Here is a 12,104-nt window from a genome sequence, read left to right as displayed (position 1 = left end):
GGTCTGGGACAGCCAGATGACCTTCGACGGGTCACGCACGATCGCCTTGTCGACGTCGGCCGCGGTGTCCACCAGCTGCACGTGGTCGGGCGCCTCACCGGCGGTGCCTTCGACCTCTTCATGGCCTTCGTGGCCGATCAGGAGGATGTCGTAGTCGTCCTTGGCGAACCGATTGACCTCTTTGTGGACCTTGGTCACCAGCGGGCAGGTCGCGTCGATCGTGCGGAGGTTGCGCTCGGCGGCTTCGGCGTGGACGGCCGGGGACACCCCGTGCGCCGAGAAGACCACCAGCTCGCCCTCGGGCACCTCGGAGGTCTCGTCGACGAAGATGACCCCGCGGTCACGCAGCGTCTCGACGACGTGCCGGTTGTGCACAATCTCCTTGCGCACGTAGACCGGCGGGCCGTAGAGCTCAAGGGCCTTTTCGACGGCGATCACGGCGCGGTCGACACCGGCGCAGTAACCGCGTGGCTTCGCGAGCAGCACGCGCTTGCCGTTCGACGGCACGCCACCACGTTCGATGGTCGGCGTGCCTGCGGGCTCGATTCCGGGACTCGCTGCACTCATGCCCCCAGGGTACGGGGGGCCATTCGAGGGACCGGGGGCCCGTCGTGTGCGGGCAGTCACGTTATCGGCACCCGACACACCCATTCGGTTGGGCAGGATGGCCTACATACGGCAGGCTGTAGGCATGAAGCCACTCCCGCTCCCGCTCCGGGTCGCCGCGGGCCTCGCCGTCTCCACCGCCGAGCGGGTTCGCGAACTGCCTAAGCAGCTCACCGGGCTGCCGGTGACCGTCGTCAGCCAGGTTCTCCAGTTCTCGATGCGGGTGCAGCAGCACGTCACCGAGCTCGCGATCAAGGGTGACGGCGCGCTGTCCTCGCTGCGTCCGGTCGAGGACACGCCGAGCTGGGCGACCTTCGACGAAGACGTCGAGCCGGATCTGTCCACCGAGGCCTCGTTCGACAACGTGACCTCGATCAAGACCGCGGAATCCGCGCAGCGCAACGAAATCAACGGCCACCGGCCTGCTTTCACCGACGCCGACGCCGCCACGGATCCGTGGGCCGAGGAGGAGCGCGCGCTCTCGACGCCGCACACCGAGGGTGAGTTCGACGCGCCGGTGACCAGCAGCCCGGCGGGCGTCGTGAACTACGACGAGCTCACCCTTCCCCAGCTGCGGGCACGCCTGCGCCGGTTCTCCCTGGAGGAACTCGAAGAACTCCTCACCTACGAGCGCGCCAACGCTGACAGGCCGTCGTTCGTCGGCATGCTCGCGCGCCGGATCGGCAACGTGAACCAGGCCGGGCCAGACGAAGACTCGACCGGCCGGTGAGTAGCGAGCCGGCCACAGAATCACCCGTTCGTGAGTCGAGCAGCGCCGACCACCCGTGGCCGGTGCGCACCGTCGCGCGCAAGATCTCGGACTGGATCCACCGCCTCGGCGCGGTCTGGGTCGAAGGCCAGATAACCCAGGTCTCGGCCAGGCCTGGCACGCAGACGGCGTTCCTGACGCTGCGCGATCCGTCGGCGGACGTCTCGATGTCGGTCACCTGCGCGATGCGGGTGTTCCGCGACATCGAGCCGCCGCTGCGCGAAGGCGCGAGCGTGATCGTGCACGCGAAGCCGACGTTCTTCATGGGCCGTGGCCAATTGAGCTTGCGTGCCAACGAAATCCGCGCGGTCGGCGTGGGCGAGCTGCTCGCCAGGATCGAGCGGCTGCGCAAGCTGCTCGCCGCCGAGGGGCTCTTCGCATCCGAGCGCAAGCGCAAGCTTCCGTTCCTGCCCAAGGGAATCGGCCTGATCACCGGCCGCGCGTCCGCGGCGGAGCGGGACGTGCTGGTCAACGCGCAGGCCCGCTGGCCGCACGTGGCCTTCAAGGTGATCAACACCGCCGTCCAGGGCCCGACGTCCGTCCCGCAGATGCTCAAAGCGCTCAAGATCCTCGACGCCGACCCGGAAGTCGAAGTGATCGTGTTCGCCCGTGGCGGCGGGAGTGTCGAAGACCTCCTGCCGTTCTCCGACGAAGCGTTGTGCCGCGCGGTGTCGCTGGCGCGCACGCCGATCGTCAGCGCGATCGGCCACGAGCCGGACTCCCCGTTGCTCGACCATGTCGCGGACCTGCGCTGCTCGACGCCGACCGACGCGAGCAAGCGGATCGTGCCGGACGTCAGGGAAGAGACCCAGCGCGTCCACCAGATGCGCGACCGCGGCCGCCGCGCGCTGCACGGCTGGGTCGACACCCAGACCCGCCTGCTCAACCAGCTGCGCAGCCGCCCGGTGCTCTCCGATCCGCTCGGCCCGATCGACCGACGGCTCGACGAGGTGAACCTGCACCGGGAGCGCGCCCGTCGCTGTGTGCTCACCGCTCTGGCGCGCGAGCAGGCCGCCATCGCGTCGTCGAAAGCGCGGCTGACCGCGCTCGGTCCCGCCGCGACGATGACCCGCGGCTACGCGATCGTGCAGTTTTCCGACGCCGAAGGCAACCTTCAGGTACTCCGATCAGTCTCTGAACTTGTGGAGGGTGCCACCTTGCGCGTGCGGGTGGCCGACGGCGCGGTCAACGCGGTCGTCACTCCCGGAGATCCGGCGGAAGGGCGGTAACGGTGCAGACGTCGATGTTCCTGCCGCTCACGGTGGAAGCGGCGACGAAGGCGAACGCCGAGTGCGTGCTGAGGAAGGCCATCGAGGCGGAGATCGCGGCGGGCGAATGCTGGACGTCGCTGCTCGCCGGCTGCGGCACGGCCGGGCGCTGGAACCTCGGGCCGCGGCTGCGGCAGCTGTCGGAGGCGACTTCGGAGCAGGTCGGCACACGTTGGTGGTCCACCGAAGGCGCCTGCCACCGCGGCCGGATAGCCCGCGCCCAGTCGCATATCGAAGAGGCGATCGCCGACGGTGACGGCCAGGAGTTCGCGCGCGCGTTCGTCGGATATGACCACGCCATGGCCAGCGCGGTAGTCTGCGCGGCAACCAGAGTGGAGACTTCGACGCCGTGAGCACTACTGACAACGCCCCCGAACTCGGCTACGAACAGGCCCGCGACCAGCTCGTCGAGGTCGTGCGCGAGCTCGAAGCCGGCGGGCTGTCGCTCGAGCAGTCGCTGGCGCTGTGGGAAAAGGGCGAGAAACTCGCCAAGGTCTGCGAGCACCACCTCGAGGGCGCCCGGGAACGCATCGAGACGGCGCTGGCATCGGTGGAAGACACCACCGACAACTCCCAGTGACTTTTGCCATGGTCGTCGCACCCGTCATCTGACGAGCTCATCTGAGACACTGGGTCCCCGCCGTTCGCCGTTGACCCGGAGGCAGCATGTCCAGCGCCAGTGAGCCCGCCACCACCCCTCGCCGACGCGAAGCGCCTGATCGCAACCTCGCGATGGAACTGGTGCGCGTCACCGAAGCCGGCGCGATGGCCGCCGGTCGCTGGGTCGGCAAGGGCGACAAGCTCGCCGGGGACGGCGCCGCGGTCGACGCGATGAGGCAGCTCGTGGCCACCGTCTCGATGCGCGGCGTCGTGGTGATCGGCGAGGGCGAGAAGGACGAAGCGCCCATGCTGTTCAACGGCGAAGAGGTCGGCAACGGCGACGGGCCGGATTGCGATGTCGCGGTCGACCCGGTCGACGGGACCACCCTGATGGCCAAGGGCATGCCGAACGCGCTCGCGGTGCTCGCCGTCGCCGAACGCGGCGCGATGTTCGACCCGTCCGCGGTGTTCTACATGGAAAAGCTCGCCGTCGGCCCCGAAGCCGCCGGGCTCGTCGACCTGTCCGCGCCGATCGCGGAGAACATCCGCCGGGTCGCGAAAGCCAAGCACAGCGGCGTTTCCGACGTCGTCGTGTGTGTGCTGGACAGGCCGCGGCACGAAAAGATCATCCAGGAGATCCGCGACGCCGGCGCCCGCGTCCGCTTCATCTCCGACGGTGACGTGGCCGGCGCCATCGCCACGGCCCGGCCGAGCACCGGCGTCGACATGCTGATCGGCATCGGCGGCACGCCCGAGGGCATCATCGCGGCCGCCGCGATGAAGTGCCTCGGCGGCGAACTGCAGGGCCGCCTGTGGCCAAAGGACGAAGCCGAGCGCGAGAAGGCGCTGGCCGCCGGACACGACCTGGACCGCATCCTCGGCACCGACGACCTCGTCCAGGGCGACAACGTGTTCTTCTGCGCCACCGGCGTCACCGACGGCGACCTGCTGCGCGGCGTCCACTACCGCGCGGGCGGCGCGACCACGCAGTCCATCGTCATGCGGTCGAAGTCCGGCACCGTGCGGATGATCGACGGCTACCACCGGCTGACGAAGCTGCGCGCCTACGCGTCCATCGATTTCGACGGCAACCTGGACGAGCCGACCGATGACGTCGTCCCGCCGCTGCCTTAAAGTGCGGCTGTTCGCCGGACCGGTTTTGAGGAGAGTCTTGTTCAAGAAACGTGTTCTGTCGGTGCTGGTGGCGGTTGTCGCGGCCTTCGGGGTGGTGGCCGCACCGGCGTCCGCGTCGATGCCGCCGATCGTCGGCGGTGGTGACGCCGACCAGGCGTATCCGTTCATCGTCTCGCTGCACGGCGCCACCGGGAAGCTGTTCTGCGCCGGTTCGCTGATCGACCCGCAGTGGGTACTGACAGCCGCGCACTGCGTCAAGGGCAAGAACGCGGCCGTGATGACCGCTCGGCTCGACACCAACAAGACCTCCGAGGGCGGTGAAGCCGGGCAGCCCACGGAGATCGTGGTGAGCCCGGACTACAACCCGGTCGGCGCCGGTGGCGACATCGCGCTGGTGAAGCTGGCCGCCCCCGCCGCGGCAGCGCCGATCGCGCTCGGCACGGTGACCACCCCCGGCACGGCCACGCGTCTGCTCGGCTGGGGCCAGACCTGCCCGGGACAGGGCTGTGGCCCGATCTCGCCGATGCTGCAGCAGCTGGACACGCGGATCGTCGACGGCGGCCTGTGCACGGCGGCGTTCGACGGCGCGCTGGAGCTGTGCACGGAAAGCCCGAACAACGCGGGTTCCTGCTACGGCGACTCGGGCGGCCCGCAGCTCGCCAAGGTGGACGAGAAGTGGGTGCTGCTGGGTGTCACCAGCAGGCCGGGCAACGGCGACGTGACCTGCGCGACCGCGCCGTCGATCTACACCTCGGTCCCCGCCTACACGGCGTGGATCACCGCCACCATCACCCCACCCGCCCCACCCGCGCCTCCCACTCCCGAACCAACTCCCCCGCCGACCCCCACACCCACCCCCTGACCCGGGGAATATGTCGACACTTTCCCCAGCTCCGCGCTCCAGAACATGTCGACATATTCGGGAGATCTGTGACGCGTGGGACTGGTGAGGCGAATTCCGGCCCAAAACTTCCGAATATGCCGACAAGTTCTGAAGTTCAGAGCTGAATAAGTTGTCGACATATTCGGGAGTCCGGCTGGGTTACTCGACGTTGGAGGAGTGGCCGGGGAACAGGTGGGCGTCCGGGTCGAGCATGACGGCGATGTTGTTGACGGCGGTCGCGGCTTCGCCGAAACCGGTCGCGATCAGCTTGACCTTGCCGGGGTACGCGGCGACATCGCCGGCGGCGTAGACACGTTCGCGGGCTGTCGCCATCGTCGAGTCGACCGAGATGGACCGGTGGTCGATCTCCAGTCCCCAGCTCTCGATCGGCCCGAGGTCCGCGGTGAACCCGAGCGCGGCGACGACGGACTGCGCGGGCAGCACGACCCGTTCACCGCCCTTGACCTCGACTTCGATCTCCGCCAGCCCGTCCCCGTTTTCGCGGAACTCCGTGACTTCGGCGTCGGTGATGATGCGGACGCCCAGGTCCCGTGCCTCACGCACGATCGACTCGGCCGCGCGGAACTTCGCCCGCCGGTGCACCAGCGTGACGCTGGCCGCCACCGGACGCAGCGCGAGCACCCAGTCGAACGCCGAATCCCCGCCGCCGACGACCACGACGTGGTGTCCGGCGTGGGCGTCGAAAGACGGCACGAAGTGGACCATCCCGCGCCCCAGCCAGCCGTCGCCCGCCGGTAGCGGACGCGGGGTGAACTCGCCGATGCCCGCGGTGATCAGCACCGATCCGGCGCGCAGGACCTGGCCGTCGTCGAGCGTGACGTCGAGTCCGCCCTCGGCCTGGCTCAGCGTTTCCGCCTTACGCCCCAGCAGGTACGTGGGTTTCCACGGCGCCGCCTGGTCGACGAGCCCTTTCACCAGGTCACGTCCACGTACCGCGGGAAACCCGCCGACGTCGTAGATCATCTTTTCGGGGTACATGGCTGTGATCTGGCCGCCGGCTTCGGGCAGGGAATCGACGATGGCCGTCGAAAGCCCGCGAAATCCCGCGTAGTAGGCCGCGAACAGGCCTGTCGGCCCGGCGCCGATGATCACGATGTCGAACGTTGACTCCCCAGTGGGCCCGCTCATGGGCTCGCCCTTCCGCCAATGGTGGGTGGCAGTGATCGAGAACACCGCAATCCTATCGTCGACCATACGTGCGCAAGGCCACGAAGCGACGAACCCGATCCTGCGCGAGACTTGGCCTATGGCTGAACAGGAATACCGGATCGAACACGACACCATGGGCGAAGTCCGGGTGCCGGTCGACGCTCTCTACCGCGCGCAGACGCAGCGGGCCGTCGAAAACTTCCCCATTTCCGGCCGTGGCCTGGAGCGCGCCCAGATCCGCGCGCTCGGCCTGCTGAAGGCCGCCGCCGCCAGGGTGAACGCGAAACTCGGCGTGCTGGACGCGGATATCGCCGAGGCGATCGCGACCGCCGCCGACGAGGTCGCCGCGGGCAAGTACGACGCGCACTTCCCGATCGACGTGTTCCAGACCGGGTCCGGCACGTCGTCGAACATGAACGCCAACGAGGTCATCGCGACGCTCGCGACCCGCGCGCTCGGCAAGGAGGTGCACCCGAACGACCACGTCAACGCGTCGCAGTCGTCGAACGACACCTTCCCGACGACGATCCACGTGGCCGCGACCGAGGCCGTGCTCGCCGACGTAATCCCGTCGCTGAACTACCTCGCCGCGGCCATCGAAGAGCGCGCCGCGGACTGGGCCGAGGTCGTGAAGTCCGGCCGCACGCACTTGATGGACGCCGTGCCGATCACGCTCGGCCAGGAGGCCGGCGCGTGGGCCGCGCAGGTCCGCTTCGGCGTCGAGCGGCTGCAGTCGGGCCTCGGCAGGCTCGGTGAGCTGCCGATCGGCGGGACCGCGGTCGGCTCCGGCCTGAACGCGCCCGACGGCTTCGGCGGGGCGGTGTCGGCCGAGCTCGCTTCGGTGACCGGCCTGCCGCTGACGGAGGCGCGCAACCATTTCGAGGCGCAGGCGACGCAGGACAGCGTCGTCGAGACCTCCGGTAACCTGCGCACTGTCGCGGTGTCGCTGAACAAGATCGCGAACGACCTGCGCTGGCTGGGTTCCGGCCCGCGCACCGGCCTCGGCGAGCTGGCGCTGCCGGACCTGCAGCCGGGCTCGTCGATCATGCCCGGCAAGGTCAACCCGGTCATCCCGGAGGCCACGCTGCAGGTCGTCGCCCAGGTCATCGGCAACGACGCGGCCGTCGCCTTCGCGGGCGCGGCTGGAAACTTCCAGCTCAACGTGAACCTGCCGGTCATCGCGCGCAACGTGCTCGAGTCGGCGCGCCTGATCGCCGCGGTGTCGCGGCTGCTGGCGGACAAGGTGTTCGCCGGGCTGACGGCCAACGTCGAGCGCGCGCGGGAGTTCGCCGAGGGTTCGCCGTCGATCGTGACGCCGCTGAACAAATACATCGGCTACGAAGTTGCGGCCGCGGTCGCTAAGCAGGCGCTCAAGGAGTTCAAGACGATCCGTGAGGTCGTACTGGAGCGCGGGCTCGTCGACGCCGGGAAGCTCACCGTCGAGCAGCTCGACGAGGCCCTCGACGTCCTCCGCATGGCCCACGGCGGCCGGTAGCACCCGTAAAGGAGCGCATCAAGGGAGCTTTACTGCCGTTTGGCGGTAGTAAAGCTCCCTTGATGCGCCTGCAGGCCGGCGACGACGCCTAGCGAGACGAGGGCGATCCCGGCGAGTTGGGCGAGCCGGAACGGCTGAGCGTGCAGCAGCAGCGAGCCGGCGAGTCCCGCCACCGGCATGACGCCGGTCAGCACGCCCGCCCGGTCCGCGCCGAGCACGCCGACGGCGGTGTACCAGAGCACGAACGCGACAGCCGTGACCACGACAGCGAGTACCAGCAGCGCGACGAGTTCACGCGCGGTCGGCAGCTGCCACGCGCCTGCCGGTTCGACGGCGGTCCCGACGAACGCGCTGCCGATCGCCGCGACGAAACAGCTCCAGGTCGCGGTGGCCATCGGCCCGAGCCGGGTCACCAAACCCACGCCGAGCAGGGTGAACAACGCCTCGCACAGCATCGCGAGCACGGCCAGCGCCAGCCCGGGTCCGTGCGTGGCGCCTCCGCCGGATAGGACAACGACACCGGCCGCCGCAAGGGCCGCACCCAGCAGCGGCCCGGCGGATGGACGTCGTCCGGCCAGCAGCGGCGCCGCGACGGCCAGCACCAGCGGGCTTCCGCCCAGCAGCGCGGCGACGAGCCCGGGTTCGGCATAACGCTGCGCGAGCAGCAGGCACGCCTGGAACCCGACCATCCCCGTGGCGGCCAGGCCGATCAGCACCGGCAGGTCCGCGAGTCGTGGGCGCGGCAACGGTTTGCGCATCAGCGTCGCCAGCCCGAGCAGCAGCAGTCCGCCCAGGCCGTACCGCAGCGCTTGGCCGGTCAGCAGCGGATAGGCGACGAGCATGCCGGTCACGGGGACCGAGCCGCCGACGATCACCACCGCGCCGAACCCGGCCATCGCACCTCGTCGAACTTCTTCCATGCACCGAGCATCGCCGCTTCAGTGGCTTATCCTGAAGAGCCACTGAAGCTACTACAAACTGGACCACTCAGCGACGGCGGAGCGTCTTGTCCAGCGGCGCCCGCGGAGCGTGATCGGCGTCGAACTTGTTGAGATCGGTCCCCGGCGGGACGATCTCGTCGATCCGGTCGAGCACGTCGTCGCTCAGCACCAAATCGACCCCTGCCAACAGATCCGCGAGATGCGGTCGAACTTGTGGCGCTGGACGGACTTCCGTCCTTTGCTGAGGTCGACGTCGGACGCCTTGTCGTAGCGCCCGGACAGCCAGCCGCTCGCCAGCGGGCTCCAGGTGAGCACGCCCATGCCGTAGCGCTGGGCCGTGGGCAGGACCACGCCTTCGACGGAGCGGTTGAAGATCGAGTACGGCGGCTGCTCGGTGCGGAACCGCACGAGCCCGCGCCTCTCCGAAACCCATTGCGCCTCAACGATTTGCTCCGCCGGGAACATCGACGAGCCGACCACGCGGACCTTGCCCGAGCGCACGAAGTCCGACAGCGCGGACAGCGTTTCTTCGATATCGGTCGTGTGATCGGGCCGGTGGATCTGATAGAGGTCGATGTAGTCGGAGTCCAAGGGCCGCAGGCTGTTTTCCAGCGCACGGGTCAGCCGGCGGCGCGAATTGCCGCGGTCGTTCTCGTCCGGTCCCATCGGGAAATGCCCCTTGGTGGCGAGCACGACGTCGTCGCGACGCCCCTTGAGCGCTTTGCCGATGATCTCCTCGTTCTCGCCGTCGGAGTACATGTCCGCGGTGTCGACGAAGTTGATGCCGGCGTCGAGCGCGGTGCGCACCATGGCGATCCCGGACTCGTGATCCGGATTGCCCCATTTGCCGAGCATCATCGCCCCGAAGGCGTATTCGCTCACCGAAATACCTGTACCGCCCAGAATTCGTCGTTTCATGACACCGACTCTTCGCGCGCCACCGCGAACAGACCAGGCCACCCGCAACCGGGAAGTATCCGGACGATCCGCGACTGGCGCAGCTGATCGGCGAACTTTCCATGCACAGCCCGGAATTCCGCAAACTGTGGGCGGGACACCGACCCCGGCTCCGACTCCGAACGCGCCCTGCAACTCCTCTCCAGCTGGGTCACCACTCCACGCTGAAGTGCCACCATGGCCACCTTGGTCGCGTTGAACGTAACTAAGGTGGCCATGGTGACACCTCGGGCGCAAAGTGGATCAGGTGGGAACGGCGGCAATGCGGGGACAGAATGGACCACCTTGCGGGAGTTGTTGCTGCCCGCGGTGGCGAGTGGCGGCGGGCGACGCGGAAAAGCGGCCGAATCGGCGCTGCGCGAGGCGATCCGCTCGGGCACCCTGCCGAAAAACACCCGCCTGCCGTCGAGCCGTGACCTCGCCGGGCAACTCGGACTCTCCCGGGGCACGGTGACGGCGTTGTACGAGCAACTGGTCGCCGAGGGCTACCTCCTGAGCAAGCACGGCTCCGGCACCACCGTCGCGCCGCTGGATCAACCGCAGCAAGCAACCAAGTCACCCACCGAAGCCCAGGCGACCTGGGCTTTCGACCTCAAACCCGGCGTCCCCGCGCTGTCGACGTTCCCCCGGGCCGAATGGCTGGCCTACGAACGCGAAACCCTCGCGACGATGTCGGACGCCGAGCTCGGCTATCCCGATCCGGCCGGTCATCCCGAGCTGCGCGCCGAGCTCGCGAGCTACCTCGGCCGCGTCCGCGCACTGCCCACCAAGCCCGAGGACATCGTCATCACCAGTGGCGCCGCCGAGGCACTCACGCTGCTCGCGCGGACGCTGTACGCCCAGGGCCAGCGGCGGATCGCGGTCGAAGATCCGAGCCACAGCGGCCAGTCTGAGCTCTTCACCGCGCACGGGCTCCGGCCGATCGGGATCCCGGTCGACGACAGCGGTATCCAGGCCGGGCTGCTGCCGGACTCGGACTGCAGCGCGGTCGTGGTGACCGCGGCCCACCAGTTCCCGCTCGGGGTCGCGCTCGACGCGGCCCGACGTCGTGCGCTGCTCGCCTGGGCCCGCGAAACCGACGGCCTGGTCATCGAAGACGACTACGACGCCGAGCACCGCTACGACCGCCCCGCGCTCGGCGCCCTCCGCGCACTGGAGCCCGAGCGTGTCGCGTATGTCGGGAGCGTCAGCAAGGTGCTCGCGCCCGCGCTGCGGATCGGCTGGCTCGTCCTGCCACCGGAGCTGCGTGCGCAGGTCGTCACGGCGAAAACCCTGCACGACCTCGGCTGCGCGCCACTGCCCCAGGCCGCGCTCGCCCGCATGCTGCGCTCCGGCGGGTACGACAGGCATCTTCGCCGGACCCGCCGCCTGTACCGCCCGCGACGCGACGCCCTGCTCGACGCGCTCGCCACGACGTTCCCCGGCTGGCGCCCGGTCGGCATCGCCGCGGGCCTGCACGTGGTCGTCCGCCTGCCCGAAGGCACCGACGACGTCACGCTGAGCGCAGACCTCGCCGCCCGCGGTATCAACGCACCCGCGCTGGCGACCTACGCGCATTCGCCCGCGAGCCGCCCGTACCCCGGCCTGGTCCTCGGGTACGCCGCGCTCACACCGGACAGGCTTCGCGCCGCCGTCGCCGCCATGCGGGGACGCTGATCAGCCGCAAGCGTCTTCGATGAGCAGCTTGGCGACGGACTTCGCGTGCCCGACCGCACCCGGAACCACCCCGAGCGACGATGACACCGTCGCCCCTTCCAGCAGGATGAGCAGCGAATACGCCAGTTTGCGCGGCTCCTGCGCCCCGGCCTGTTCGGCCAGCGAACGCAGGCAGCCGAGCAGCCAGATCTTGTCCTCGCCGATCACCTGCCGCCCGGGATGGGCGTCGTCGGGCAGCTCCGCGTGGGCGTTGACGAACCCGCAGCCGCGGTAGTTCTCGGCCGGCATCCAGGTGTCGAGCGCGTCGAACACCAGCAGCAGGCGCCGGGTCGCCGGCACTCGCCGTTCGACGGTCCGCCGCACGTGCTCGCGCCACCTTTCGTCGCGACGCTTGAGGCATTGCGCGACGAGCGCGTCTTTGGAGCCGAAACGGGCGTACAACGTCTTCTTCGTGACACCGGCTTCTCCCGCGATCAAATCCACCCCGACCGAGTGGATCCCGTTCTCGTAGAACAGCCGTCCCGCGACGCCGAGGACCCGTTCGGTGACTAGGTGGGTAAGTGCCGAGCGCTTCATCGCGCACCTCCGGTCCCTGAAATTGTCGGTCCGGCGGCGCATGATGTCG

General features: G+C 69.2%; 13 protein-coding genes and 2 pseudogenes. 9 read left to right on the top strand and 6 right to left on the bottom strand.

The window, feature by feature from the left end:
- Positions 1-567, bottom strand: a pseudogene (locus tag VGP60_RS00490) (4-hydroxy-3-methylbut-2-enyl diphosphate reductase); the annotation flags it as partial.
- A gap of 124 nt (positions 568-691) precedes the next feature.
- Between VGP60_RS00490 and VGP60_RS00485 the strand changes: the two are divergent.
- The 6 genes from VGP60_RS00485 (at position 692) to VGP60_RS00460 (ending at position 5,239) form a co-directional block, all read left to right on the top strand.
- Positions 692-1,336, top strand: coding sequence for a lipid droplet-associated protein (locus VGP60_RS00485; RefSeq protein ID WP_327545788.1), 645 nt, complete (start codon positions 692-694; stop codon positions 1,334-1,336).
- The gene (xseA, locus tag VGP60_RS00480) at positions 1,333-2,604 is read left to right on the top strand and encodes an exodeoxyribonuclease VII large subunit (protein ID WP_327545787.1); all 1,272 of its coding nucleotides are present in this window, start codon (positions 1,333-1,335) and stop codon (positions 2,602-2,604) included. Before VGP60_RS00485 ends, xseA begins: the two co-directional genes overlap by 4 nt.
- Positions 2,605-2,618: 14 nt before the next feature.
- Complete coding sequence (locus tag VGP60_RS00475; protein ID WP_327545792.1) at positions 2,619-2,996, top strand: hypothetical protein; 378 nt, start codon at positions 2,619-2,621, stop codon at positions 2,994-2,996.
- Positions 2,993-3,223, top strand: coding sequence for an exodeoxyribonuclease VII small subunit (locus tag VGP60_RS00470; RefSeq protein ID WP_327545786.1), 231 nt, complete (start codon positions 2,993-2,995; stop codon positions 3,221-3,223). Before VGP60_RS00475 ends, VGP60_RS00470 begins: the two co-directional genes overlap by 4 nt.
- A gap of 86 nt (positions 3,224-3,309) precedes the next feature.
- Positions 3,310-4,377, top strand: a complete 1,068-nt coding sequence (gene glpX / locus VGP60_RS00465; RefSeq protein ID WP_327545785.1) for a class II fructose-bisphosphatase — start codon at positions 3,310-3,312, stop codon at positions 4,375-4,377.
- Between the two features lie 118 nt (positions 4,378-4,495).
- Complete coding sequence (locus VGP60_RS00460) at positions 4,496-5,239, top strand: serine protease (RefSeq protein WP_327545791.1); 744 nt, start codon at positions 4,496-4,498, stop codon at positions 5,237-5,239.
- Between the two features lie 180 nt (positions 5,240-5,419).
- Here VGP60_RS00460 and VGP60_RS00455 read toward each other — a convergent pair whose 3' ends face one another.
- A complete protein-coding gene (locus tag VGP60_RS00455) occupies positions 5,420-6,409 on the bottom strand; it encodes an NAD(P)/FAD-dependent oxidoreductase (RefSeq protein ID WP_327545784.1) in 990 nt (329 codons plus the stop codon).
- A gap of 118 nt (positions 6,410-6,527) precedes the next feature.
- On the opposite strand from VGP60_RS00455, the gene VGP60_RS00450 reads away from it, so the two are divergent.
- Positions 6,528-7,925, top strand: a complete 1,398-nt coding sequence (locus VGP60_RS00450; protein WP_327545783.1) for a class II fumarate hydratase — start codon at positions 6,528-6,530, stop codon at positions 7,923-7,925.
- A gap of 29 nt (positions 7,926-7,954) precedes the next feature.
- Here the strand turns inward: VGP60_RS00450 and VGP60_RS00445 are convergent, their stop codons facing one another.
- The 3 genes from VGP60_RS00445 to VGP60_RS00435 all read right to left on the bottom strand — a co-directional run bounded on the left by VGP60_RS00445 (position 7,955) and on the right by VGP60_RS00435 (position 9,784).
- A complete protein-coding gene (locus VGP60_RS00445) occupies positions 7,955-8,845 on the bottom strand; it encodes a DMT family transporter (RefSeq protein ID WP_327545782.1) in 891 nt (296 codons plus the stop codon).
- Positions 8,846-8,912: 67 nt separating this feature from the next.
- Positions 8,913-9,035 carry a hypothetical protein gene (locus VGP60_RS00440; RefSeq protein WP_327545781.1) on the bottom strand — a complete coding sequence of 41 codons (123 nt, stop codon included), beginning with the start codon at positions 9,033-9,035 and terminating at the stop codon, positions 8,913-8,915.
- Positions 9,029-9,784, bottom strand: coding sequence for an aldo/keto reductase (locus VGP60_RS00435; RefSeq protein WP_327545780.1), 756 nt, complete (start codon positions 9,782-9,784; stop codon positions 9,029-9,031). The genes VGP60_RS00440 and VGP60_RS00435 overlap by 7 nt, the downstream gene beginning before the upstream one ends.
- Positions 9,785-9,831: 47 nt before the next feature.
- Between VGP60_RS00435 and VGP60_RS41635 the strand changes: the two are divergent.
- Together VGP60_RS41635 and VGP60_RS00430 are read left to right on the top strand one after the other, a co-directional pair.
- A pseudogene (locus VGP60_RS41635) lies at positions 9,832-9,933 on the top strand (transcriptional regulator); the annotation flags it as partial.
- Positions 9,934-10,108: 175 nt separating this feature from the next.
- The gene (locus VGP60_RS00430; RefSeq protein WP_327545779.1) at positions 10,109-11,479 is read left to right on the top strand and encodes a PLP-dependent aminotransferase family protein; all 1,371 of its coding nucleotides are present in this window, start codon (positions 10,109-10,111) and stop codon (positions 11,477-11,479) included.
- Here the strand turns inward: VGP60_RS00430 and VGP60_RS00425 are convergent, their stop codons facing one another.
- The gene (locus tag VGP60_RS00425; protein WP_327545778.1) at positions 11,480-12,055 is read right to left on the bottom strand and encodes a TetR/AcrR family transcriptional regulator; all 576 of its coding nucleotides are present in this window, start codon (positions 12,053-12,055) and stop codon (positions 11,480-11,482) included.
- Positions 12,056-12,104 lie beyond the last annotated feature (49 nt).

It is taken from the genome of Amycolatopsis sp., assembly GCF_036008905.1.
Classification (GTDB): domain Bacteria; phylum Actinomycetota; class Actinomycetes; order Mycobacteriales; family Pseudonocardiaceae; genus Amycolatopsis.
Note: the sequence above shows the minus strand (reverse complement) of the source record. Positions and strands in the feature narration are given on the sequence as shown.